24 protein-coding genes, 2 tRNA genes and 1 riboswitch are annotated in these 23,837 nt (G+C 27.5%); of the genes, 19 read left to right on the plus strand and 7 right to left on the minus strand.

What is annotated here, in order from left to right:
• Positions 1 to 16: 16 nt before the first annotated feature.
• The 3 genes from agaF (at position 17) to JOC62_RS13990 (ending at position 2,735) form a co-directional block, all read left to right on the plus strand.
• The gene (gene agaF, locus JOC62_RS13980; RefSeq protein ID WP_204595902.1) at positions 17 to 454 is read left to right on the plus strand and encodes a PTS galactosamine/N-acetylgalactosamine transporter subunit IIA; all 438 of its coding nucleotides are present in this window, start codon (positions 17 to 19) and stop codon (positions 452 to 454) included.
• 25 nt (positions 455 to 479) lie between these two features.
• The gene (locus JOC62_RS13985) at positions 480 to 1,337 is read left to right on the plus strand and encodes a tagatose bisphosphate family class II aldolase (RefSeq protein ID WP_204595903.1); all 858 of its coding nucleotides are present in this window, start codon (positions 480 to 482) and stop codon (positions 1,335 to 1,337) included.
• Positions 1,338 to 1,421: 84 nt separating this feature from the next.
• Positions 1,422 to 2,735, plus strand: coding sequence for a class II D-tagatose-bisphosphate aldolase, non-catalytic subunit (locus tag JOC62_RS13990; protein WP_204595904.1), 1,314 nt, complete (start codon positions 1,422 to 1,424; stop codon positions 2,733 to 2,735).
• Positions 2,736 to 2,801: 66 nt separating this feature from the next.
• Here JOC62_RS13990 and JOC62_RS13995 read toward each other — a convergent pair whose 3' ends face one another.
• The gene (locus JOC62_RS13995; protein WP_204595905.1) at positions 2,802 to 3,173 is read right to left on the minus strand and encodes a NifB/NifX family molybdenum-iron cluster-binding protein; all 372 of its coding nucleotides are present in this window, start codon (positions 3,171 to 3,173) and stop codon (positions 2,802 to 2,804) included.
• Position 3,174: 1 nt separating this feature from the next.
• Positions 3,175 to 3,543, minus strand: coding sequence for an ArsR/SmtB family transcription factor (locus JOC62_RS14000; protein ID WP_204595906.1), 369 nt, complete (start codon positions 3,541 to 3,543; stop codon positions 3,175 to 3,177).
• 144 nt (positions 3,544 to 3,687) lie between these two features.
• Positions 3,688 to 3,805, plus strand: a riboswitch (FMN riboswitch).
• A 130-nt stretch (positions 3,806 to 3,935) separates the two neighbouring features.
• Between JOC62_RS14000 and JOC62_RS14005 the strand changes: the two genes are divergently transcribed.
• Positions 3,936 to 4,532 carry an ECF transporter S component gene (locus JOC62_RS14005; RefSeq protein WP_204595907.1) on the plus strand — a complete coding sequence of 199 codons (597 nt, stop codon included), beginning with the start codon at positions 3,936 to 3,938 and terminating at the stop codon, positions 4,530 to 4,532.
• An 83-nt stretch (positions 4,533 to 4,615) separates the two neighbouring features.
• Here the strand turns inward: JOC62_RS14005 and rimI are convergent, their stop codons facing one another.
• Genes rimI through tsaE form a run of 3 tightly spaced genes read right to left on the minus strand, consistent with a single transcriptional unit; the run spans position 4,616 to position 6,220 of the window.
• Positions 4,616 to 5,062, minus strand: a complete 447-nt coding sequence (rimI, locus tag JOC62_RS14010) for a ribosomal protein S18-alanine N-acetyltransferase (RefSeq protein ID WP_204595908.1) — start codon at positions 5,060 to 5,062, stop codon at positions 4,616 to 4,618.
• The gene (gene tsaB, locus JOC62_RS14015; RefSeq protein WP_204595909.1) at positions 5,043 to 5,762 is read right to left on the minus strand and encodes a tRNA (adenosine(37)-N6)-threonylcarbamoyltransferase complex dimerization subunit type 1 TsaB; all 720 of its coding nucleotides are present in this window, start codon (positions 5,760 to 5,762) and stop codon (positions 5,043 to 5,045) included. The genes rimI and tsaB overlap by 20 nt, the downstream gene beginning before the upstream one ends.
• On the minus strand, positions 5,756 to 6,220 hold the full coding sequence (tsaE, locus tag JOC62_RS14020) for a tRNA (adenosine(37)-N6)-threonylcarbamoyltransferase complex ATPase subunit type 1 TsaE (protein ID WP_204595910.1): 465 nt from the start codon (positions 6,218 to 6,220) through the stop codon (positions 5,756 to 5,758). The genes tsaB and tsaE overlap by 7 nt, the downstream gene beginning before the upstream one ends.
• Before the next feature lie 212 nt (positions 6,221 to 6,432).
• Between tsaE and JOC62_RS14025 the strand changes: the two genes are divergently transcribed.
• From JOC62_RS14025 to JOC62_RS14040, 4 genes are all read left to right on the plus strand, one after another.
• On the plus strand, positions 6,433 to 7,308 hold the full coding sequence (locus JOC62_RS14025) for a metal ABC transporter substrate-binding protein (protein WP_204595911.1): 876 nt from the start codon (positions 6,433 to 6,435) through the stop codon (positions 7,306 to 7,308).
• Between the two features lie 52 nt (positions 7,309 to 7,360).
• Positions 7,361 to 7,436 (plus strand) — tRNA-Trp (locus tag JOC62_RS14030).
• A gap of 217 nt (positions 7,437 to 7,653) precedes the next feature.
• Positions 7,654 to 8,070, plus strand: coding sequence for a universal stress protein (locus JOC62_RS14035; protein WP_204595912.1), 417 nt, complete (start codon positions 7,654 to 7,656; stop codon positions 8,068 to 8,070).
• Positions 8,071 to 8,099: 29 nt separating this feature from the next.
• Entirely contained in the window at positions 8,100 to 9,089 is a 990-nt protein-coding gene (locus JOC62_RS14040; RefSeq protein ID WP_204595913.1) for a Gfo/Idh/MocA family protein, read from the plus strand.
• 51 nt (positions 9,090 to 9,140) lie between these two features.
• Here the strand turns inward: JOC62_RS14040 and JOC62_RS14045 are convergent, their stop codons facing one another.
• A complete protein-coding gene (locus JOC62_RS14045; RefSeq protein ID WP_204595914.1) occupies positions 9,141 to 10,835 on the minus strand; it encodes an FUSC family protein in 1,695 nt (564 codons plus the stop codon).
• A 108-nt stretch (positions 10,836 to 10,943) separates the two neighbouring features.
• On the opposite strand from JOC62_RS14045, the gene JOC62_RS14050 reads away from it, so the two are divergent.
• From JOC62_RS14050 to JOC62_RS14060, 3 genes are all read left to right on the plus strand, one after another.
• Positions 10,944 to 11,729, plus strand: coding sequence for a MerR family transcriptional regulator (locus JOC62_RS14050; RefSeq protein WP_204595915.1), 786 nt, complete (start codon positions 10,944 to 10,946; stop codon positions 11,727 to 11,729).
• A 50-nt stretch (positions 11,730 to 11,779) separates the two neighbouring features.
• Positions 11,780 to 12,817, plus strand: coding sequence for a M42 family metallopeptidase (locus JOC62_RS14055; protein ID WP_204595916.1), 1,038 nt, complete (start codon positions 11,780 to 11,782; stop codon positions 12,815 to 12,817).
• Positions 12,818 to 12,928: 111 nt separating this feature from the next.
• Positions 12,929 to 13,249 carry a hypothetical protein gene (locus tag JOC62_RS14060; RefSeq protein ID WP_204595917.1) on the plus strand — a complete coding sequence of 107 codons (321 nt, stop codon included), beginning with the start codon at positions 12,929 to 12,931 and terminating at the stop codon, positions 13,247 to 13,249.
• Positions 13,250 to 13,297: 48 nt separating this feature from the next.
• On the opposite strand, the gene JOC62_RS14065 is transcribed toward JOC62_RS14060, so the two are convergent.
• Positions 13,298 to 14,365: an NAD(P)H-dependent flavin oxidoreductase gene (locus JOC62_RS14065; protein WP_204595918.1), complete on the minus strand. Its 1,068-nt coding sequence runs from the start codon at positions 14,363 to 14,365 to the stop codon at positions 13,298 to 13,300.
• A gap of 156 nt (positions 14,366 to 14,521) precedes the next feature.
• Here JOC62_RS14065 and JOC62_RS14070 point away from each other — a divergent pair.
• The 8 genes from JOC62_RS14070 to JOC62_RS14105 all read left to right on the plus strand — a co-directional run bounded on the left by JOC62_RS14070 (position 14,522) and on the right by JOC62_RS14105 (position 23,813).
• Positions 14,522 to 14,597 (plus strand) — tRNA-Trp (locus tag JOC62_RS14070).
• A 420-nt stretch (positions 14,598 to 15,017) separates the two neighbouring features.
• Positions 15,018 to 15,635, plus strand: coding sequence for a hypothetical protein (locus JOC62_RS14075; protein ID WP_204595919.1), 618 nt, complete (start codon positions 15,018 to 15,020; stop codon positions 15,633 to 15,635).
• Between the two features lie 128 nt (positions 15,636 to 15,763).
• Positions 15,764 to 15,949: an alpha/beta-type small acid-soluble spore protein gene (locus JOC62_RS14080; RefSeq protein ID WP_204595920.1), complete on the plus strand. Its 186-nt coding sequence runs from the start codon at positions 15,764 to 15,766 to the stop codon at positions 15,947 to 15,949.
• 162 nt (positions 15,950 to 16,111) lie between these two features.
• Complete coding sequence (locus tag JOC62_RS14085; protein ID WP_204595921.1) at positions 16,112 to 17,239, plus strand: metallophosphoesterase family protein; 1,128 nt, start codon at positions 16,112 to 16,114, stop codon at positions 17,237 to 17,239.
• Positions 17,229 to 19,970: an ATP-binding protein gene (locus tag JOC62_RS14090; protein WP_204595922.1), complete on the plus strand. Its 2,742-nt coding sequence runs from the start codon at positions 17,229 to 17,231 to the stop codon at positions 19,968 to 19,970. Before JOC62_RS14085 ends, JOC62_RS14090 begins: the two co-directional genes overlap by 11 nt.
• Positions 19,971 to 20,045: 75 nt before the next feature.
• The gene (locus JOC62_RS14095) at positions 20,046 to 20,945 is read left to right on the plus strand and encodes a metal ABC transporter solute-binding protein, Zn/Mn family (protein ID WP_204595923.1); all 900 of its coding nucleotides are present in this window, start codon (positions 20,046 to 20,048) and stop codon (positions 20,943 to 20,945) included.
• A gap of 172 nt (positions 20,946 to 21,117) precedes the next feature.
• Positions 21,118 to 22,863: a MutS family DNA mismatch repair protein gene (locus JOC62_RS14100; protein ID WP_204595924.1), complete on the plus strand. Its 1,746-nt coding sequence runs from the start codon at positions 21,118 to 21,120 to the stop codon at positions 22,861 to 22,863.
• Positions 22,864 to 22,895: 32 nt separating this feature from the next.
• The gene (locus JOC62_RS14105; protein ID WP_204595925.1) at positions 22,896 to 23,813 is read left to right on the plus strand and encodes a 3'-5' exonuclease; all 918 of its coding nucleotides are present in this window, start codon (positions 22,896 to 22,898) and stop codon (positions 23,811 to 23,813) included.
• Positions 23,814 to 23,837 lie beyond the last annotated feature (24 nt).

Here is a 23,837-nt window from a genome sequence, read left to right on the forward strand (position 1 = left end):
TGAGAGGAGACTGCTTATGGTTGGAATAATAGTAACAGGACATGGCAATTTCGCATCAGGAATATTAAGTTCACTTAAGCTTATAGCAGGAGAACAAGAAAAATTAGTAGGGGTAGACTTTACAGCTGATGATAGTACTGAAAGTTTAGAGATTAAGCTTCAAGAAGCTATACAAGGTCTTGAGTGTGATGAAGTTCTTGTACTTTCAGATTTAGCTGGAGGGTCACCGTTTAAAGTATCAGTTATGCTTAGTCAAAAGTTATTTAATAAGAATATAAGAGTTATTTCAGGAACTAATTTAGGGATGACACTTGAAACGTCCCTTTGTAGAGATGGAATTGGCGTAGATGATTTATTAGATTTTGCAATAAACTCAGGCATAAGTTCAATAAAAGCTTTTGAGCTTAAGGCTATAGAAGAAGACGAAGATGTAGAAGAATTAGATGGAATTTAAAAAATACAGGAAGAGGGTAACTAAAATGGGAAAGATTTTATCAACTAGAGAGATGTTAAAGAAAGCACAAAGAGAAGGATATGCAGTACCTGCATTTAATATTCATAATTTAGAAACGCTACAAGTTGTTATTGAAACAGCAGTAGAACTTAGATCACCAGTTATATTAGCTGGTACACCATCAACTATTTCATATGCTGGTGGAGAATATATTGTAAGCATGGCTGAAGTTGCTGCAAAGAAATATGATATACCAATTGCTATACATTTAGATCATTTTGAAGATGTGGATGCAATAAAACATTATGTTGATATTGGATTTAATTCAACAATGATTGATGCATCTCATGAGACATATGAAGATAATATAAAGATAGTAAAAGAAGTAGTGGATTATGCACATAAGTTTGATGCTACAGTTGAAGCAGAGCTTGGTAGATTAGGTGGACAAGAAGATGATCTTGTTGTAGATGAAAAGGATGCTATGTATACAAATCCAGATCAAGCAAAGGATTTTGTAGAGAAAACAGGTATAGATTCATTAGCAGTTGCTATTGGAACAGCTCATGGATTATACAAAGGTACAGCTAAGCTTGATTTCGATAGATTAAAGGAAATCAGAGAAAAGGTAGATGTACCTTTAGTCCTACACGGTGCATCAGATGTTCCAGATGAATTAGTAAAGAAAGCTATATCACTTGGTATATGCAAGGTTAATGTAGCAACTGACTTAAAGATACCTTTCTCAAATGCTGTAAAGAAATACTTTATAGATAATCCAGAAGCTAATGACCCAAGAAAATATATGACACCTGGTAAAGAGGCTATGAAAGCTATAGTTGCACACAAAATAATGGTATGTGGAAGTAATAATAGAGCTTAATTAGATTATTAAATTAATCAAGGACTAAAGCACTAGATGAATATGTCAAAGTAATAATACAGATTAATTAAAAGAGGTGAAAGAATGGGACATCCTATTTATGAAATAGTAAAAAGATATAAAAGTGGAGAAAAGGTGGGAATATTTTCAGTATGTTGCTCAAATCAGTACGTTATTGAAGCAGCAATGAGTAGATTAAAGGATACTAATATGCATCTTTTAATTGAATCAACTGCAAATCAAGTAGACCAGTTTGGTGGATATACTGGTATGAAGCCTAAAGATTATGTTGATTATATTTATAAGCTGGCAGAAGTTAATAATTTTCCAAAAGATAGAATTATTTTAGGGGGAGATCATTTAGGACCCCTTACGTGGACTAATTTAGATCCTAAAGAAGCTATGGAAAATTCAAAGAAATTAGTTAGAGAGTATGTACTTGCAGGGTTTACTAAGATTCATTTAGATACAAGTATGCCTATAAAGGGTGACTTAGAATCTGGAAACTTTGGAGATGAGATAATATCAAAAAGGGCTGCAATACTTTGTAAAGTTTGTGAAGATGCTTATAAAGAATTACTTGAAATAAATAAAGATGCTATACACCCCGTGTATGTAATTGGAAGTGAAGTTCCAATACCAGGAGGGGCACAAGCTGAGGAAGAGGAAGAAGAGGGAATAGCAGTAACTAAGGTTTCAAACTTTAAGACTACAGTAGAAACTTTTAAAGAATCATTCAAGAATGAAGGTCTAGAGGAAGCGTGGAATTATGTAGTTGGAGTTGTTGTACAACCTGGCGTTGAATTTAGTAGCGATCATGTATGGGGTTATAATAGGGATAATGCAAAAGAGCTTACAGAGGCTTTAAATGATTATGAAAATTTAGCATTTGAAGCTCATTCTACTGATTATCAAACTCCAAAGGCTTTAAAGGAAATGGTGGAAGATGGATATATAATTTTAAAAGTAGGACCAGCTTTAACTTTTGGATTTAGAGAGGGAGCATTTGCATTAAATGCTATGGAAAATGAACTGTTAAAGTATAATTCAGACCTAGAATTATCAAGATTTATGGATGTATTAGACTTTAATATGATAAAGGATCCAAAGGATTGGGAAAAGCACTATTCAGGAAGTAGTGAGAAGATTAAGTTTGATAGGAGATATAGTTTATCAGATAGATGTAGATACTATATGCCAAGAGAAGATGTTAATTTTGCATTAGACAAAATGCTTGATAATTTAAGTAAAGTAGATATTCCAATAACGTTAGTAAGCCAATTTATGCATACTCAATACAAAAAGGTAAGAGATGGAGTTTTAGAGCTTTCAGCTAAGGAATTATTAAAAGATAGAATAGGTGAATATATAGATGACTATATATTCGCTACAAAATAAATCATAGTATAAATAAAAGAACGGAAATGAAACTAAAAGGATTCATTTTCGTTCTTTTATTTTTAATTAATGATGACCGCAGTTATGGCCAGTACATGAGTTTGAAGGGCTAAATTCAAGTAACTTATTATCATTAAAAAGACTTACATTTTCTTTTAATGAAGTAGGATTTGCTTTAAATACCTTAACCCCCATAGAATTTAATTTGTTAATAGCACCAGCACCAATACCAAGTACAAGCACTACATCTATATCAGCGCCACCTATAGCTTTTATTGGTTGACATTTACCATGCTCATGGTTTAAATCTCCGTTATTTATGGCAGTAACATCATTTGTTTTAGTATCTACTACTAAGAAAAATGGAGCAGATCCAAAGTGGTTATAAGGAACACTTTCTAAGCCATTATTTTCTTTTACAGGAATACAAATTTTCATTTTAATTTCCCCTTTCACAGTTTGATTTATTGCATCTTTTATGGCAATTTTCTTTTCTTTCACATTTAAAGTCTAAAAAATTAAGATTATTTAATATAACAACCTCAGGATTTTTAAGGCTATCTGTAAAATGAATTAAATCATCTAAGATATCACTATTAACTGAGTAGTGAATAAAATAACCTTTTTTATGACCTAATATGATACCAGAATCCTTTAAAACTTTAATATGTTGAGAAACAGCGGCTTCTGATATACCAAGATGCCTAGATATACCTTTAGCACATACATTTTTTCTAGCTAGTAAAAATAAAATTTTTAATCTAGTTTCATCTCCTAGCGCTTTAAAAAGTTTAACTATATTATTCATAGGTACCTCTATATTTTTAGTTAAGTAATTACTTAATTAAATTTTACTACTTAAAGAATATAATATCAAGATGAAAAGTAAAATTATAGTATAAATTTTATTGACAATTTTATAACTACAGTGATATTATTTACTTATAAATTAATATATCTTCAGGGCGGGGCGAGATTCCCCACCGGCGGTAAAGCCCGCGAGCTAAATTTTAGCATGATTCGGTTAGATTCCGAAGCCGACAGTATAGTCTGGATGAAAGAAGGTAAAATATTAGTATTTTAATTGTAGAAGTTATACGCCCTGATATACTTATAGTATATTGGGGATTTTTTATTTCTAAATTATAATTACTAATACTTACCCACCAAAAGGAGATAATTTGGGGGAGGAATTATAAAATGACATCAAATTTAAACAAAATGGTTAAAATTTCATTATTAACGGGTATTGCATTCATACTTATGTTTATCGAGTTTCCTATAATACCAATATTTCCATGGCTTAAAATGGATATAAGTGATGTACCAGCACTTATGGGTGCATTTGCATTTGGACCACTTGCAGGAGTTTTAATAGAATTCTTAAAGGTTACTATGAATTTCTTATTAAGTGGTAGTTCAACAGGTGGAGTTGGAGAGGTTGCAAACTTTATAATTGGAGCATCATTCGTAGCGCCAGCAGCATTTATCTATTGGAAAAATAAATCAAAGAAAAGTGCTTTATTAGGAATGATATTTGGGATAATAATAATGGAAGTTGTAGCGATTATAGCAAATGTATACTTCTTATTACCAGTATATGGTATGAATATGGCTCCAGCAGAACTTATGCAATATGTAACAGTAGGATTATTACCTTTTAATGGAATAAAGGGGATTGTAATATCTGTGTTAACATATGCTATATACAAAAAGGTTTCAGTTAGTATATTTAAAGTTGAGCCAAATTTCGGAAGTAATAGTATCGGAAGTAATAGTAAAGGTAAAATAGCATAATAAAGAATAATTTAGTTATTAAAAATAGTTAATATAAAAAAATTAGAGGTATAGTTTTAAACTATACCTCTAATTTTTTATATCTAAATATTACGTAGCCACATTATATTTGCATCTTCTTTATTGTCTTCATAAAAATTCTTTCGTATACCTTCACTTATAAAGCCAAAACTTTTATAAAGATTTTTAGCAACGGTATTAGACTCTCTAACTTCTAATGTTATTGAATTACAATCTTCTTGTTTTAAAGAAGAAATTAATGATTTCATTAGTTTTTTGCCAATCCCTTTTCCTCTATATTCAGGATGAACAGCCACGTTTGTAATTTGTCCTTCAGAAGCTATAAGCCATGCCCCTGCAAATCCAACAACCTTATTTTCCTCTTTGCATACAATATATCTTGCAAATTTATTAGAGATTTCTTTTGTTATGGAATCTAAGCTCCAGCTTTCTTTAAGACTTAAAGAACTTACTTCATAAACGCCATTTAAGTCTTCTGAGTCTAAATTTTTAAGAATTAGATTCGCCATTATTCATTTGTAATCTTTTCTCTAATTCTCTAACTGCTTGAGGCTGCTTTAGATATAAAGGAGAGGAGTTATCATCATCTTTTATTCCCTTTTTTAGAAGATTCAATCCTATTTCTCCAATTTGTGAAGCTCTAACTGTATTAAGATGAATTGGAGCAAAATATGAATTATTAATGTTTTCTACTAAGTAATTCTTATGTTTAGATACACCATCACCAGTAAACATAACTTTTTCACCAAGTTCATTAAGTTTTTCTTTAAGCTCGGAAAGATCCATTGAAGTACAATCAACTATTGTCTCAAGTTTTCCATTATTGCTCTTATAAATTGCTGTATAAACATTTTCTCTAAGTGCATCCATTATAGGACATATAATTCCATCAAAGGATGATATAGAAGCAGCTAGTCCTTCTAGTGTAGATACACTAACATATGGCTTGCCACTACCAAAACTTAATCCTTTTATAGTAGCCATTCCAATACGAAGACCAGTGAATGATCCAGGTCCCTTTGAAACAACAAAACCGTCCACGTCATCTATTGAGATTCCTGAATCATCTAATAATTTTTCTATGATTCCCATAAGAAGAACAGAGTGTTCTCTTTTATTATTTAATGTATATTCTGCTAAAAGTAAATCATCTTGAAGAAGTGCAGCTGTAGCACATTTTGAAGATGAATCAACACTTAAAATTAGCATAAAGTCAGCTCCTTTACATAACTATATTTTTCACCATAAGGAGTTACTATTATCTTTCTATAGTTTTCTCCTTTAGTTAAATCTTTTTGTATGTATATATGTAGATAATCACTAGGTAGAATTTCTTCTATATAATTTGCCCATTCAATTATTGAAACGCCATCTCCAAATATATAATCATCAAAACCTATTGCATAAATTTCATCAGGGTCACTAACTCTATAAACATCAAAATGATATAATTTAAGTCTTCCTGAATCATATTCATTAACAATGGTAAATGTTGGACTTGTAATATTGTCAGTTATACCAAGACCTCTTGATATACCTTTTGTGATATGAGTTTTTCCAGTACCTAAATCACCAGTTAAACAAATAATATCACCAGAATTTAAAAGCTTGCCTAAGGCTACTCCAAGGTTTGTAGTTTCTTCAATACTATTAACTTCAAATTCCATTATATTAATTCCTCCTTTCGCTATATCTAGCTTATCTATATATTCTATCCAAAAATTAAAAAAAAGAAAAGTAAAAGTAAAGTAATTGTAATATAAAAGTAATTGCAATATAAAAATAAAAAGTGTAAAATGGAATAACACAAATATTTACAGAATATAAGTTAAATATCAGATATATATTAAAAAGAGAAGGTATATAAAGAGGTGAAACCATGAAGAAATTAACAGCTGCAATGCTAATTATAACAGCAGCGTTTTTTTTAGGGCTTGGAGGAGTTTCAAAGACGCTTATGGCGGATACATCAGAGAGTGATAAGGACAATAGAGATGTTTATTTAAATATAATGACAGTAAATAAACCACAATATGAAACAGTTAAGAAGTTAGCTGGAGATAAACACAATGTAGAATATATGTTTAATAATTTTAATGATATGAAAAATTATAAATATGATGAGAATACTTTAAATAATATATCAAATATGGATTTATTCTTTTATTCAGGAGCAGGAAATGAAAGTACATCACTTAATAATATGATAAGTGAGTTGGATAAGAGTAGTTTAGGTGTAGTAAACTTATCAAGAGGTATAAGGGAATTAAGGTATAAGGTTGATGGAAAAGATATGCAAAATCCTTATTATTATTTAGGAATACCTGAATATAAAATAATGCTTTATAATACAAAGTCAGCTCTTCAAGAGAAAGATCCTGCAAATAGAGAATACTATGAAGCAAATTATAATAAATTAGTTAAGAGTATAGATGATTTAAAAAGCACATTTGATAAAGAAACCAAGGAGTTAAAGAAAAATATGTTTATATTACAAGATGATAAGCTAGCGTATTTCTTTAAAGGACTTGGAATTGACTTTAAAGTTTTACCTGAAAAAGAAAATATAGAAGAGTATGCTAAGAAGAATAACTTAAATCTTAAAGATATAGTATTTGTGCAAGATACTGAATCAAAAGAAGATGTTAAAGATATTAAAGTGATTAAATTAGATACTTATAATGATAATAAGGACTTTCAAGAAATTATAGAGTATAACATAAAACAATTAGAAGGATTAATTGATAAAAAATAAATAAAATTATTGATTTTTTACAGTATATATATTATAATTGATAGTGTCCTAAAGGGGTATGGCTCAATTGGTAGAGTAGTGGTCTCCAAAACCATTGGTTCTGGGTTCAAGTCCTAGTGCCCCTGCCAAATATATTAAAAGCTAGAAACATTATTGTTTCTAGCTTTTTTGTTTTAGCAATTAAATTAGGGAGTAGATTTATACAAAATATTATATCTATATATTATATTTATTTTGAAGTTTTTAACATTATATTAAATAAACATATAAATTCAAATCAAAGAAGGATATAAGATGTATAATATAGAAAATAATATTATACAGTGAGAAGAGAGGGTGTTTTAAATGACAAAGAAGAAGATACTAATACCAATTGATGGAAGCGATAGAAGTTTAATATCTCTAAATTATTTAAAAAATAACTTTAAGTCTGAAGATGTTGAAGTAACACTTATGAATGTAAGAGAGATAGTTTTTATTAATGGAATGGCTGTTACAGAAGAAGTAAAAGATGCAGAAGTTATAGGAAAGAGAATATTAAGAGAAGCTAGTGAAGAAATAGAAGAATTTGATTGCAAGAGAGAATTCTCATTTGGTTATGCTGGAGATGAAATATTAAGATATGCAGAAGAAAATGATATAGATATTATTCTTATGGCAAAGAACACTAAGAAAAAATTTACAACATTAGTTGGCTCAGTAACTGCACATGTAGTTAAGAGAGCAAAATGTATAATGATAATAATTCCTGAGTTATACTAACAGTAAATCTTAAAAGGTGGTATTATAGAATGAATAAAATAAAATTTGGGATTATAGGAACAGGAAAGATAGTTGATAATTTCTTAGAGGCAGCTCTTACTCATGATAAATTTGAACTTGTAGCAGTTTACTCAAGAGATATTAAAAAGGCAGAAGAGTTTGGAAGTAAGTATGGTGCAACAAAATTTTTTGATAATTTAGATGTATTTGCAAGATGTGAAGATATTGATGCAGTATATATAGCATCTCCTAATTCTTTTCATGCATCCCAAGCAATTCTATGCTTAGAGAATAAGAAACATGTATTGTGCGAAAAACCAATGGCTTCAAATAAAATAGAAGCTAAACAAATGATAGAAAAGGCACAGGATAATGGAGTTCTCTTAATGGAAGCTATGAGAATAACTGTATTACCTAATTTCTTAAAGGTAAAGGAAAATTTACATAAAATAGGTAAGGTAAGAAGATACTTTGCATCATATTGTCAATACTCATCAAGATATGATAAGTACAAAGAAGGAATCGTTCTTAATGCATTTAAAAGAGAATTATCAAATGGAGCTCTTATGGATATAGGAGTATATTGTATTCATCCTATGATATCATTATTTGGAAAACCAAATGGAGTTGTAAGTCAGGCTGTATTTTTAGAAAGTGGTGTAGATGGGCAGGGTTCTGCAATGTTTAGTTATGAAGGCGCAAGTGGAATGATAATGTATTCTAAAATAAGTGATTCAAAACTACCACTAGAGATACAAGGTGAAGAAGGAACTATTATTATTGATAATATACTATTTAATAGTGTAAAGATTGTTTATAGAGATGGAAGAGAAGAAGTTATTTCTATAACGCAAAGAGATAATGATATGTATTATGAACTTGATGAATTCATAAATGTAATAAATAGTAATGAAAGAGAATCTATGAAGAATTCTTATAAAAATTCATTAATGGCAATTGAACTAATGGATAAAATAAGAAACCAAATAGGCTTAGAATATCCAGCGGATTTTAAATAGTATATGTCTGTTATAAGACTACATTTTATAAAAGGAGTTTAATCTAAATATTTAGATTAAACTCCTTTTAAATTTATTATGATAAAAATTTAAAGTAGATAAGCGTATATGACTTATTACTATATATTCGTTATTTATAAATTCTTCTATTGAAGGATCATTTAAAGTTTTAGAAATAGATAAGAGGCTAGATTCTATTGTATTACAATCTAAAGCAAGTTTTATTAAATTTTCTTCATTGCCTTTTCCATCTAATAAATCACAAAACTCTGATAACATATTTGATGAAAGTTCTAAATATTTATCTTTTAAATGATTAACATGAATTGAATGTGTAAATGGCAAAAAGTATTTACTAAATAAGAGTGATATTAATGATCCTAAAATTATAAAAGAAAACCTTAAAGTAGAAAGGGTTTCTAAGCTATCACCAGTTAAGTTCATACTTAAAGCGAGCATACAAGTAAATATTACTTTTACATAATAGTCTGTTGCATAAAAATAAACAAAAAATATAAAAAATAAAAACAAGGAACTTGGTATGTTAGTATGTAAAACTCCAAAAATTAAAACAAATAAACATATTCCAATGATTGTTCCTTTAATTCTTTTCTTAGTTTTAACTATTGTTTCTGAAATGAAAGGTTGCATTAAAACATATATAGTAATTAACATCCATTTACCGTTAATTAAATTAAACTTATCTATAAAAAACATAGATAATGAAATAGCTACTGAAATTTTAAAAGAAAAATTAAATTTTAAAGAGTTAATATGAATATGATGATTATTACAAAATAATTCTTTTAAATCTAATTTAATTGTATTGATAGGATGATTTAATGTATTTACATTTAAACAAAGCAGTTCAATTAAATTAGTACACTCTTCAATAACTTTAGATTCTTTATGTGAATCACTACACTTATATGAAAAATCAACATATTTATAATTAAAGTTTTTATTCTCTATAGATCCTATAATATTACAAATTATATAATTTAAATATTTTAAGTACTCTTTTCTAAATGATACATCTTCTAACATATTAATCTTATTAATAAGAGTATTTAACCTCTCTAAGATTATTGCAATATTAAAGTATGGCTTATTCAATGCATTAGAGAATATACCATTTAAGTTTTTATCATTTATAAGAAGCAGTAGATTTCTTAAGCTATTATGAATTAATAAATTGTCCTTTTTATCATAGTTATTCTCTAAAATATTTTTAATTTCTTCATTCATACAATGTAAGGCATCTAATATCATAGTTGTACAAGAATTCTTAAATTTGTTTTTATTAAATAAAAATTGACTAATTATTATTATAAAAATTCCAAATAAAAGTGATAAAAATCTTTCAGGTAAAAGATTTAAAGGTACAGGAATACCTATCATATAAATATATATAAATACAAACAGATAAGAGACCATGTTTTTAGAAGTATTTGTATATATATATGACACTATGAAGATTGTAAACATATTTATAATTAATCCTACTAGTGGATTAAAACCGGATAAAAAAGACATTACCAATAAGAAGGAACTTAATCCTGTAAGCTCTATAACTTTATATAATGGATATAAAGTAAAATCAAATTTTAAAAATGATATACAGCTTAGAGCTATCATAAGTCCAATAGAAGCATTGTAATTTCCGAAGAGAGTTTTATAGGCAATTAATATTATAACTGTAAAAATAGCTTTAAATGCACTTGTTTTCAATTGGTTAGTAGTCATATATTTTCCTCCTATTATAGTTATTCTAACTTTCAAGCTTTGAAAATAAATTATAAACTATAGTATAATACTAGAGTAAATAGATATTTTAAAGTTAGGTGGTTTAATTTGAAAAAATATTATTCAATTGGAGAAGTATCAAAAATAACAGATGTATCAATAGATCGGTTAAGAAACTATGATAAAATAGATTTATTGAAGCCCAAATATGTTGATTCTAAAACAGGATATAGATATTACATTGGTGAGCAATTTAGGCAATTACGATTTATAAAATATCTAAGAAAAATAAATGTTCCTTTAGCTGATATAAAAATGATATTAAATAAAGAAACGAGCTCTGAAAAATTTATATTATTTCTTCATGAAAAGATACATGAAATAGAAAATGAAATAGAAAACTTAAATCTAATAAAAGAAGATATAAGTGAATTAAAATCAAATATGGAATATAGTATGAAGCGTAGTAATGTAGAGCACATATATATTAAAGATATAGAAGAGAGATATGCAGTTTCTAGAAATATAAATAAAGATACTGAGTCTATATTAGAACATAGGGAAGATATATTTGGAATATTTAGAAGTGAGGAACCATCATTAATAAATAAAAGAGTAATAGAAAAAGGAATATATATTGAGGATTACAAAAATTTATATAGTAAAAGTACAAATATTTTTATTATAACTAAAAATTGCAAAGAAAAGAGTAATCTTATAATTCCTAAAGGCACATATATCTGCTTATCTTATAAAGAAGGCAGAAGAGAGGAAGCAATAAAAAGGTTAAGGGAATATATAACGGAAAATAATATAATTACAAAGGGAATATGCTTAAATGTTATTTTATATACAATGCCAAAGGAAGAGTTTCAATTTCAAGTATTAATATAAATTTAGGTTTATAATATATAATAAATTAAAAGAGAAGGAGAGATGAGGTTATGGAATTTTCTATAAATAAAGAATATGTATTAAACACTGCAAAAGAATTATTAGAATTTAATAGTCCAAGTGGATTTTGTTTTGAAATCATGGATATGATTGAGGATAAAGTTAAAAATATTGGGTATAAGTTTGAGAAAACTAATAAAGGTTGTGGAGTAATTACAATCGATGGTAGAAGTGATGAAAAAGTTATAGGTTTATCAGCTCATGTAGATACATTAGGGGCTATGGTTAGATCAATAACAAGCAAAGGTACCCTTAAGTTTACATTAATCGGAGGACCTATAGTACCAACTCTTGATAGTGAATATTGCACAATAAGAACTAGAGAGGGAAGAGAATATACTGGAACATTCTTAAGTGAAAGTGCAGCAGTGCATGTATATGAAGATGCAACTTCTAAAAAAAGAGATCCCGAAAATATGGAGATTAGAATAGACGAAGTTGTAAAGAACAAGGATGATGTGAAGAATCTTGGAATTTCAGTAGGAGACTTTATATTTATAGATCCTAAAACTACTATAACTGAAAGCGGATTTGTTAAATCAAGATTTATTGATGATAAAGGAAGTGTAGCATGTCTTTTATCTCTTTTAGAATTATTTAAAAGAGAAAGTATAGTGCCAAGTTATAAGACAAAGATCTTTATATCAACTTATGAGGAAGTAGGACATGGTTCATCTTATATACCTTCTGATATAACAGAAATGATAGCGGTAGATATGGGGTGCATAGGATTAGATTTAGAGTGTACTGAATATGATGTTTCAATATGTGCTAAGGATTCAGGTGGACCATATGATTACAATATGGTAACAGATTTAGTTAACCTTTCAGAAGATAATAACATAAGCTATGCAATAGATATATATCCAAGATACGGTTCAGATGTTGGAGCTGCTTTGAAGGGCGGGAATAACATAAGGGGGGCACTTATAGGACCTGGAGTTCATGCATCTCACGGGATGGAAAGAACTCACTATAATGCCTTAGAAAATACAATAAAATTATTATGTTTATATTTAACAAAGTAGAAAATAAAGCTAAATTTATTTAATTATTACAAAATTTTAACTTGAATATTTTTATTAGGAGTTTAAAATATAGACAAAGAATAAATTACAAATATTATACGAGGTGATGTAATGACTAACTATAAAAAAATAGTAGTATCAATAATATTACCAATAATGATAATAGTGGGTGCGCTTATTCATTATAAATATAGTGAAAATTACAACATTCCAAATTTAGAAGCAACATATGATAATAATATTCATAGATATATATCTAGTGGAAATGCAAAAGAAAGTAAAGATTTATTAAAGCTTGAGCTTAAAGTTTTAGAATCTAAAGATTTAAGTAAGGTTGATGAGCTTGAAGGGTTTGACTTTGAAAGCGCGTTAAAGGTGTTAGAATATACTATGGAAGATAGAGCTTCTAGAGATTTAGATAGCAAATTATAAATTAACTCTACAATAAATAAAATGAGGGAGACGTATGTCTCCCTCATTTTAATTTGCTTCTATTTCAGATTGAAGTTTATTCATTAAATCTTTAACTGTAGTTATTTCTTTAATTCTACTTACATTTTCGCCACAGAATATAAGTCCATTATCTAAATCACCTTTTACAGAATTAATAAGGGCTTGAGTAATACAATATGGAGTATTAGCCGGATTGCAAGGAATTAAACAATTATAACATTTCTCAACCTTAACATTACCTTCTAATGTCTTTTCTACGAAAGGGTTAAGAATTGCTCTTCCAGGCATGCCAACAGGACTTTTTACTATTCCTACGGTATTAGGAGTAGCTTTAACATAAGCTTCTTTAAAAGCCTGTGAAGCATCACATTCCTCTGTAGCAACAAATCTTGTTGCCATTTGTACTCCTGATGCACCAAGTTTTAAATATTTAGCTATATTCTCACCTGTAAATACACCACCAGCTGCGATAATTGGGATTTGCTTACTATATTTTTCTTCATATTCTTTTACGTGATCTACGATATCTTTAACAGTATCATCAAAACTTTCATTAGCTTCCTCAATTGCATCTTTTTTAAATCCAAGATGGCCTCCAGCTTTAGGTCCTTCAACTACTATCATATCAGGGGCTATATTATCATGTTTATCCCATAATTTAAGTATAACCTTAGCAGCTTTTAAAGATGATACTATAGGAGCTAATTTTACATCATATCCCTTAGCTATTTTTGGAAGCATAGTAGGCATACCAGCACCAGAAATTATAAGATCAATACCTGATTCTATAGCAGTTTTTATATATTCAGCATATCCATTTGTAGCTACCATTACATTAACTCCAATTATGCCATTATTACATTTTTCTTTTGCGATTTTTATATGTTTTTTTAGAGCTCTAAGATTTGCTTCTAATGAATTAGTTTCAAAGTCATCTTCTTTAAATCCAACTTGAGCACTAGAAATTATACCTATGCCCCCAGCATTTGTAACAGCTGAAGCAAGATTTGAAAGGGATACACCAACGCCCATTCCTCCTTGAATTATAGGTAATCTTGAAACTAAGTTTCCTATTCTTAAAGGTTTTATATCCATTCAATACACCTCATTTAATTTGATTTTTAAATATTTTGATAATCAAAATATATTTTAGTCTATTATAATCTAAAAGTTATTAATTAACAATATATATATGATAAAAAAATATAGTTGACATAATATTATATATTATGATAAAATGATATACGTCTTAGGGGTATGGCTCAATTGGTAGAGTAGTGGTCTCCAAAACCATTGGTTCTGGGTTCAAGTCCTAGTGCCCCTGCCAGAAACACTCAGTTATTATAGCTGAGTGTTTTTTTTTATTTTAAATATAAAAAATATGTCTAGTAAAATTTTATTATCTGACTAGGAGAATCTTCCTTTATGTATCATATTAATTAATAAAATATATACAATTATGAAAATAGAAGAAAATAATATATAAAATTATACATTTTATCTAATAATTTCTATAGAAATTTTTTGTATAAAACTATATTTTAATAAATAAACATATAGAATTTATTTAAAAAGACAAAATAAAATGAAGAATTTTTAGAAATAAAGACAATATAATACAAAAAATTGATAATAATCCCTTAAAAACAAAGAAAAAAATAAAAATTTTAATAAAAACATAAATTTGTTAATATTTATTTCAAAAATATGATATAATTTAACAAAAGGGATTCGATAGGAGGATAAAATGAAGAAAAAAAGTAAAGTCATTATAATTTTTATTTCGATTCTTATAGGTATTAGTTCAATTGCATTTGCAATAACTTTAAATTCAAAAGAAAAAAGAAAAGTGATAGATTCACAAATGAGGATGAAAAGTAACCAAAGTGGAGTTAGTGATGTAGTAAATACTATAATAGATGTTAATTATCAGTCAATTACATCATTAGAAAAAAATGATGATTCACATGGTTACATTATAATAGATGCAGAAGATGGTTATATAAAGAGTAATATTGATAATTTATTAAATTTAGCTGAAAAGAATAAGGTTAAACTTACATTTATAGAAAATAATGAAATTTCAAATAAGGACAATCCCTACTATGAGAAAATTGAAGAAAGTGGACATACAATCCTACCTAAACATTTAGATTTAAAACAAATTTTTAATAGCAATAATATTAAAGTAGTAGAGAATAAACAAGAGATATATAATAAAGAACATATAGATAATAAACAAGATACTGTATTTTATATTGAATTAAATGATAATGTTAAAGATATAAAAGAAATAAACTCTAATATTACAAATGGAATAGATAAATTAAAAGAAAATGGATACAGATTTAAGGCTTTCATATAGAATATAATTCCTGTGAAACCTATAATTACATTGAATTAAAATTCACTCTGAGGATAAACTATGAGTGTAAGATAAATCAAAAAGATTTAATCTTACAAATATACCGTAAGCCTTAGGAGGGATTGATTATGTCAAATAGAGTAATAGTTCCAGAAGCAAAGCAAGGTCTAAGCAACTTCAAAAATGAAGTAGCAAAAGAGTTAGGAGTTCCATTTACTGATTACAATGGAAACTTAAGCTCAAGACAATGTGGATCTGTAGGTGGCGAAATGGTTAAAAGAATGGTAGAAGAATACGAAAGTACTTTAAAGTAAGCACCTACTAAAGGGATCTACTAGATCTTCGGAAGTTACACCAACAAACAAAAGGTGTATTCTTGTACCGAGAGGATGATTTTTATAAATCATCCTCTTTCTTTTTGCGTAAAATATGTGATAAAATGAGAACAAAAGTTCGTTTAAAAGAAAGGTTGTTGTATGAGAAAAATAAAAATATTACATTGTGCAGATATACATTTTGATACTCCCTTTAAAGAGTTTAAAAATACATTAGCTAATAAGAGTAAAGAAGAACTAAAAGAAGTTTTTAATAAAATAATAGATATATGTAACGATGAAAAAGTAGAAATAATGCTTTTAGCAGGAGATATTTTTGATAATTATACATTGAGCAGAAATACATTAGTCTTTATAAGAGAATCCTTAGATAGATTAGATAAAACTAGAGTCTTTATAAGTCCAGGAAATCATGATCCATATAACTTTAAATCATTTTATAAATTAGTAGATTGGCCTAAAAATGTACATGTTTTTAAAGGTGATTTAGAAAAGGTTTTAATACCAGAGCTTGGAACATGCGTATATGGTGCAGCTTTTAATGATAATTATGTTAATAAATCAATGCTAAAAGGTATTGATGTGGATAATAACTTAATAAATTTAGTTGTAATTCATGGAGAACTTTCAAATGGATCTATAAATGAATATAATCCAATAACAGTTAAGGATATTGAAGACAGTAGAGTTGACTATGTAGCTTTAGGACATAGACATAAATTTAATGGAGTAGAAAAAGCTGGATTAACTAGTTATGCTTATAGTGGATGTCCTCAAGGAAGAGGATTCGATGAAATTGGAGAAAAGGGTGTGCTGATTGGTGAAATTAGTAAAGGTTATGTAAACTTAGCATTTAAAAAAACATGTAAAAGACAGTATATAGAAAAAGATATAAGCATAGATGGATTATTTGGATATAGAGAAGTAAAAAAGAAAATTTTAAGTGAGCTTAAAGAGTTTAACTTAAAAACTGATATATTCAAATTGAATTTAATAGGTGAAGTAGATGCTAATTTTAAAATAGACGAAAATATTTTATCAGAGAAACTTTCAGATAAATTTTATTTTGTAAAGGTAAGAGATAAGACTGATATAGCTGTAGATATAGATAATATAGAAAATGAACATTCAATAAAGGGATTATTTATAAGAAATTTAAAAGAATCTATAGATAATTCATCGGAAGAAGAAAAGGAAATTTTAGAGCTTGCATTAAAGCTTGGTCTTCAAAGTTTAAGTGAAGAGGAGGTGAACTTAGATGATTATTAAAAAGGTTAGAATTAAATCATTCGGTGGTATTAAGGATAAAGAATTTAGTTTTGAGAGAGGATTTAATTTAGTATATGGAGAAAATGAAAAGGGAAAAAGTACAATACAGAACTTTATAAGAGCCTGGCTTTATGGATTTGGTAATTCAAGAGGTGCTAAGAATAATTTAAGAAAAAGATATCTGCCATTTTCCGGAGAGAAAATGCAAGGTGAACTTGTATTAGAATACAATAAAAGAGAATATATAATTCAAAGAACTTTTGGTGCAACAAAGAAGGATGATACTTCAAATATTTATGATGGGTTAACTGGTGATGAAATAAAAGAAATTAATAAAGATGAACCAGGAACATACTTTTTAGGGGTTAATGGAAACACTTTTATAAAAACTTTATTTATACCTCAGCTTGGAGTTTTAGTTTCTAAAGATAAAGAAGAACAAATAATGCAAAGAATTATAGACGTATTTGGATGTGGAGAAGGAGAAGTATCAGTTGATAAAGCTGTTAATAAATTAAAAGATAGTAGAAAAGAGCTTACTACATCAAGGAAAAATGGAGAACTTGATATATTAAAAAGTAGATATTCAAAAGTTATAGAAGAAAGATATGAAGCTTATAAGGTAGCTGAGGATAATTTAATTAATGAGAATGAGCTTATTAATAAAAAAGAAGAAAGAAATAAAATAAGAGAAGAAATAACAAAATTAGAGTTATTTAAAAAATATTTAAAGAAGAGTAAACTTCAAAAAGAATATGGAGAAATAACAACATATTTAAAGAAGAGTGAGTCATTAAAAAAACAAGAGAAAGAAATAGATACTGAGCTAAAGAGAGAGAATGGGATAATTAGTGAGGAATATATAAATGACTTAAGTGAAGAAAATAAAAGATATCTAACACTTTTAGATATAAAAAAGGAAAATGAGTACGATTTAAAAGAAATTGAGAAAAGAATAGTCTATGAAAACGGAAAATTAGATAGCTATGAAGTATTTATGTCTATGGAAGATGACTTAAAAGAGAAGTTAATTAGATTAAATACTGAACAAGAGGGACTAAGGGAAAGAGTTCTATTAAATAAAAAAATTAAATTATCAATAGAAGAAGAAGAGAAAAAATTAGAACAAAAGAGAAAGTTTTTAGGTGATGTATTTAAGTTAACTTCACATAAGGAAGAAATAAAATTACTGTTTAAAAACTATGAGGATAAACTTCGTGAATTAAAAGAGAATATAGAAGTTTATGATTATGATGATAATGTTGGAGATTCAAGAAAAGGTTTAGAGCTTAAAAGAAATATTTCTATATTTTCAGCTATAATAGGTGGATTAATACTTGGTATAAACTTAGCTAGTGTTAGTTCCATAGTGCTATATACTATAGGCTCTATTTTGATAGTAGGTGGAGTGGCTTTTGCAGTATCTTTAAATGGTGCATTAAAAGATACTCAAAATAAATTTAGTAATAAAGAAAATATTGATAGGTTAAATAAAGAGATAAAAAATATTGAAGAACAACTTACAAGATATATGCATTTAATAAAATGTAATAACTATGAGAATTTATTAAGAGCTGTAAATACTCTAGAGAACTTTTATGTATTAGAAGCAAGAGTTAAGTTAAGAATTGAGGAGAGAAGTCTTCAACTAGAAGGAATATCTTTTGATAATGATGAGGAAAGATATAATCAAAATAATAAAATATTATCTTCAATAATGAAGCTTTGTGGATGTGATACATTAGATGAGATATATATTCAATTAGATGAATTCAAAAAGGTTAAAAATAATTTAACTCTTTTTGAGCTGGAGTATAATTCAAAAAAAGAAAGCTTAAATAGAATTACTTTTGAGTTAGAAGAAAAAGAAAAAGATATAAAAAGTAAATTAGAGCTTATGAATTTAGAAAATGTTCAATTAATAGATTTAGAGATGTATCTAAAAGGTTTTAGAGAAAAAATATTAGAAAAGAAAGATTTAGAAAAGGCGCTTCAAAATGTAGAAGAAACATATAAGGTTCTTCTTAAAGATAGAGATATAGAGAGTATAAAAGAGGAATTACAAGATATTATAAATCAAGATATGGATTATAGTTATGAGTCGGAAGAGGAAATTGAAAATGAGATTAGAAAAAAATCTAATTTATTAATAGAGTTAGAGAAAAAGATAAAAGATCTAGAAAATGTAATAAAAACAAGCTTCTTAGGAAAGAGAACTATAACTGCAATTGAAGAAGATTTAGAGAATCTAGTTGAGAGTATAAATATTTTAGATAAAAGGCTGATTGCATTAAATATTGCTATAGAGAATTTAGAAAAAGCAGGTAGAGATATAAGGGGGAGTTTTGGACCAGCATTAAATAATAATATTTTAAATATATTTAAAGAATTAACTGGAGATAAATATTCAGAAGTAAAACTTGGTGAAAATTATGATATGGTAGTTAGAGATAATTCAAGTATGTTCTCAGGGGAATATTTAAGTAATGGTGCAAATGATCAGATATATTTAGCTCTTAGATTAGCTTTTATAGAACTTATATTTAAAGGAAGAGAAGTACCTATAATATTTGATGATTCATTTATACAATATGATGATATTAGAAGAGAAAAGGGTCTTAAAATTATAGAAAGTAGAAATTTTGCTCAAACTATAATATTCTCATGCCAATCAATTGAAGAAGAATTATTAAGAAAAAATAGTATAAAAGCAAGTTATATTTATATTTAGAATTGACAATAATGGGAAGAGATATTAAAATTGTATATATGCGAATGCAAATCATATGCAAATGAGGTGTAATTTTTGAAAAAAATAATAGGAATATTAAGCGTAGTACTTATATCTTTTGGTCTTATTGGATGTTCAGGAGCTAAGGATAAGACGGAGCAAAAAACTGATGGAGATAAATTAAATGTTGCAGTTTCAATTTATCCATTAGAACAATTCACTAAAATGATTGGTGGAGATAAAGTAAACATACTAACTTTAGTTGGGCCAGGACAAGAGCCACATGATTTTGAAATAAAGCCTGCAGATTTCAAAGAACTTACAAATAGTGATATATTTGTTTATAACGGTCTTGGAATGGAAACTTGGCTTGATGAAGTAAAAGGGCAATTAAAAGATAGTAAAACTATAATGGTTGATTCAAGTAAAGATGTTAATGTAATTAAAGTGGGGGATAAAGTAGATCCACATATTTGGCTTAGTTTAAAAGATGCAACAATTCAAGCTAATAATATAAAGAATGCTTTAATTGAAAAAGATCCTAGTAATAAAGAATATTACGAGAAAAATTATAATAAGCTAAAGGAAGAGTTTGATGGATTATATAATGAATATAAGCCAAAATTCGAAAAGCTTAAGAATAAAGATTTCGTTACAGGTCATGCTGCTTTTGGATATCTTTGCAGAGATTTTGGATTAACTCAAAAATCAATTAGTGATTTATATTCAGAAGGAGAAGCTACTCCAAAGAAACTAGAAGAACTAGCTGCTTATTGTAAAAAGAATAATATAAAAACAATATTCTCTGAAAGTTTGGCAGAGCCTAAAACTTCAGAAACTCTAGCAAGGGAAGCCGGAGCTAAAGTTGAAAAAATATATAGTTTAGAATCAAGCGAAGATGATAAAACATATTTAGAAGGTATGAAGTACGATTTACAAGTAATATATAATAGTTTAGTAGAAGAAAATAAGTAATAAAAAAGGTTTGATTTAACTAAAATAGTAGTTAATCAAACCTTTTTTTGCTATTAATATGCTATTAATATGCTATAATATATGTAAAAAATAGTAAGGGGAGGCGGTTTTTATTAAGGCCTTAGAGTATTATGAGAGTAATATAAAAAAGAGTAAAAGTGAAATAGATCAAATGGAAAAGAAAATAGCTACTATAGGTTGGAGCAGATTGTTAATAGTAGTTTTAATGATAGCCGTAGGTTATATACTATATAATCAAGGTAATATACCATTCCTTATAGGTGGGGAGGTTCTATTACTTGCTGTTTTAGTATGTACTGTTATCTATCATAATAAATTAATAAATAAAAGAATTAAAGTGGAGAGATTTCTAGAAATAAATGAAAAAGGTGTAAAAAGAATAAGTGGAGAATTTAGAACTATAGAGGATGATGGCTCAGAATACATTAACGATTCACATCCATTCTCTTCAGATATAGATATATTTGGTAAAAGCTCATTATTCCAGTTAATAAACGATACCTTAACTAAAGGTGGAAGAGAAAAACTAGTAAGCAATCTTTCTTTAAAGAAATTACCAACAAAAGAAATTATAGAAAAGAAACAAGAGGCTATTAAAGAGCTTGGCGAAAAGATAAAGTGGAGACAAGAACTTTTAGTAAAAGGTAAAACTACAATAAAGAATAAGAAAAAAGAAACACAGGAATTAGAAGCATTTTTAACTTGGAGCAAGGAAAAGAAAGAAAAAGGTATAAGCAAGAAGTTAGTTGCGTATGTATTTATAGCTATCACATTTTTAAGTATAGTTCTATCAATAATTAAGATAATACCACCAAGTTATATTTTGTTAGTGCTTTTAATTAACTTTGCAGTTATTAAGTTAATTACAAAAGATTATAAAGAGGATTTGGAAATGTTTAATAGTATAAAGCATACTATTAAATCTTATGCTGAGATATTAGAACTTATAGAAAAAGAAGAATTTAAATCAGAGTATTTAAAAGGTATAAAAGATAAGCTTAAAAGTGATACTTCAAATTCATGTGGAGAAGAAATGAAGAAATTATCTAATCTTTTAGATTGGATAGGAGATAGTTCTGGCAATGCATACTATTTAATAATAAATATATTTATATTCTCGGATATATTTATAGTAGAGAATTTAGAGGACTGGAGATCACAAAATTCAAAGGAATTAGAAGTATGGATAGATGTTATAAGCGAGATTGATGCATTAAGTAGTATATCTAATATATACTTTGATTTTGATAAGTTTACTTTCCCTAAAATTTCAGATAAGAAAGAAGTGAAAGGAAAAGCTATTGGTCATCCTCTTATAGGGGAAAAGGCTGTGAGAAATGACTATTCACTTTCAAATAATAAAAGGGTAACTCTAATCACAGGATCTAATATGTCTGGTAAAAGTACATTTTTAAGAACAATTGGCTTAAATTTATTATTATCATATATTGGAGCTCCAGTTTATAGTGATAATTTTACATGTGGAATATTTAATATATATACATGTATGAGGACTAAGGATAATTTAGAAGAAAATATATCATCATTCTATGCAGAAATACTTAGGATTAAAATCCTAATAGAAGCAACTAAAAAGGGAGAAGATGTATTCTTCTTATTAGATGAGATATTTAAGGGAACTAATTCTTTAGATAGACATATCGGAGCTACTGAGCTTATAAAGCAATTAATAAATGGTGGAGCAATTGGGCTTGTATCTACTCATGATTTAGACCTTTGTAATTTAGAGGAATCTGATAATAGAATAGAGAATTATAATTTTAGAGAGTATTATGAAGATAATAAAATAAAATTTGATTATAAGTTAAGAGTTGGGAAAAGTGAGACACAAAATGCAATACATCTTATGAAACTTGCAGGTATTGAATTTAAATAAGAGGGATAGAGAAGAGAGAGGGACTTTTGAATATGGGGTATGTAATAATAGACTTAGAATTTAATAATTTAAATAATATAACAAAATATTATCCTGAATTTTATGATAAATATCCAGATTTAAAATCACTTTCTATACAAAATGAAATAATAGAAATTGGTGCTATTAAAGTTGATAAGTATATGAAAGTGCAGGGAAGACTTAAAGAATATGTTAAGCCATCCATAATACCAGTTTTAAATCCTGAGATAACTGATATAACAAATATAACAGAGAATGATTTAAAAGAAGGTATAAGTTTTGAAACTGGAGTAAAGAAACTTAAAGAGTTTATAGGGGAAGATGTATTTTGTTCTTGGGCTAAGGATGATGTTGCACAAATTATAATAAATGCGCATCACCATGGCTTTAGAGATTTAAAGTGGATAGACAGGTATTTAGACATTCAGGAATATACAAGTAAAATTTTGGGTGTTAAGAAATCTCTAAGTCTAAAAAATGCGTTAAAGAGGCTTAATATAAGAGTAGATAATAGGCTTTTGCATGATGCTTTAAATGATGCTGAATTTACAGTTCTTGTATTTAAGCAACTGTATAATCACAAAATAGTAAAGAATTATATAGTAGAGAATATTTATGATATGCCGGCTATAACTGTAAAAGAAGTAAGTGAAATAAATTTAGAGAAATCTAAAGTTAATTCATTATGTCCAAGGTGTAATAGAAAATTAGAATTAGAATTTGATTATATGCCATATAGGTGGAGATTCATATCAGTAGGGAGATGTTCTAAGTGTGACGGATCTGTGCTTAATGAAGTTATAGTAAAGAAAACTCTTCATGGAGATATAATTTATTCTGAAATTGGAAGCATGATAGATGAACTAGAATACTCAGATTATAGCTATAAATTAGATAAATATTTTCTTAAGAAAGATAAAGCATTATAACAATATTTATAGAATTATGTTAAA

Origin of the sequence: Clostridium sardiniense (genome assembly GCF_016907995.1) — a bacterium.
Classification (GTDB): Bacteria; Bacillota; Clostridia; order Clostridiales; family Clostridiaceae; genus Clostridium; species Clostridium sardiniense.

What these genes read in the sequence shown, in the direction of transcription:
- agaF (WP_204595902.1), top strand. Translation starts at nt 17, where the DNA reads ATGGTTGGAATAATAGTAACAGGACATGGCAATTTCGCATCAGGAATA.
- JOC62_RS13985 (WP_204595903.1), top strand. Translation starts at nt 480, where the DNA reads ATGGGAAAGATTTTATCAACTAGAGAGATGTTAAAGAAAGCACAAAGA.
- JOC62_RS13990 (WP_204595904.1), top strand. Translation starts at nt 1,422, where the DNA reads ATGGGACATCCTATTTATGAAATAGTAAAAAGATATAAAAGTGGAGAA.
- JOC62_RS13995 (WP_204595905.1), bottom strand. Translation starts at nt 3,173, where the DNA reads ATGAAAATTTGTATTCCTGTAAAAGAAAATAATGGCTTAGAAAGTGTT.
- JOC62_RS14000 (WP_204595906.1), bottom strand. Translation starts at nt 3,543, where the DNA reads ATGAATAATATAGTTAAACTTTTTAAAGCGCTAGGAGATGAAACTAGA.
- JOC62_RS14005 (WP_204595907.1), top strand. Translation starts at nt 3,936, where the DNA reads ATGACATCAAATTTAAACAAAATGGTTAAAATTTCATTATTAACGGGT.
- rimI (WP_204595908.1), bottom strand. Translation starts at nt 5,062, where the DNA reads ATGGCGAATCTAATTCTTAAAAATTTAGACTCAGAAGACTTAAATGGC.
- tsaB (WP_204595909.1), bottom strand. Translation starts at nt 5,762, where the DNA reads ATGCTAATTTTAAGTGTTGATTCATCTTCAAAATGTGCTACAGCTGCA.
- tsaE (WP_204595910.1), bottom strand. Translation starts at nt 6,220, where the DNA reads ATGGAATTTGAAGTTAATAGTATTGAAGAAACTACAAACCTTGGAGTA.
- JOC62_RS14025 (WP_204595911.1), top strand. Translation starts at nt 6,433, where the DNA reads ATGAAGAAATTAACAGCTGCAATGCTAATTATAACAGCAGCGTTTTTT.
- JOC62_RS14035 (WP_204595912.1), top strand. Translation starts at nt 7,654, where the DNA reads ATGACAAAGAAGAAGATACTAATACCAATTGATGGAAGCGATAGAAGT.
- JOC62_RS14040 (WP_204595913.1), top strand. Translation starts at nt 8,100, where the DNA reads ATGAATAAAATAAAATTTGGGATTATAGGAACAGGAAAGATAGTTGAT.
- JOC62_RS14045 (WP_204595914.1), bottom strand. Translation starts at nt 10,835, where the DNA reads ATGACTACTAACCAATTGAAAACAAGTGCATTTAAAGCTATTTTTACA.
- JOC62_RS14055 (WP_204595916.1), top strand. Translation starts at nt 11,780, where the DNA reads ATGGAATTTTCTATAAATAAAGAATATGTATTAAACACTGCAAAAGAA.
- JOC62_RS14060 (WP_204595917.1), top strand. Translation starts at nt 12,929, where the DNA reads ATGACTAACTATAAAAAAATAGTAGTATCAATAATATTACCAATAATG.
- JOC62_RS14065 (WP_204595918.1), bottom strand. Translation starts at nt 14,365, where the DNA reads ATGGATATAAAACCTTTAAGAATAGGAAACTTAGTTTCAAGATTACCT.
- JOC62_RS14075 (WP_204595919.1), top strand. Translation starts at nt 15,018, where the DNA reads ATGAAGAAAAAAAGTAAAGTCATTATAATTTTTATTTCGATTCTTATA.
- JOC62_RS14080 (WP_204595920.1), top strand. Translation starts at nt 15,764, where the DNA reads ATGTCAAATAGAGTAATAGTTCCAGAAGCAAAGCAAGGTCTAAGCAAC.
- JOC62_RS14085 (WP_204595921.1), top strand. Translation starts at nt 16,112, where the DNA reads ATGAGAAAAATAAAAATATTACATTGTGCAGATATACATTTTGATACT.
- JOC62_RS14090 (WP_204595922.1), top strand. Translation starts at nt 17,229, where the DNA reads ATGATTATTAAAAAGGTTAGAATTAAATCATTCGGTGGTATTAAGGAT.
- JOC62_RS14100 (WP_204595924.1), top strand. Translation starts at nt 21,118, where the DNA reads ATGGAAAAGAAAATAGCTACTATAGGTTGGAGCAGATTGTTAATAGTA.
- JOC62_RS14105 (WP_204595925.1), top strand. Translation starts at nt 22,896, where the DNA reads ATGGGGTATGTAATAATAGACTTAGAATTTAATAATTTAAATAATATA.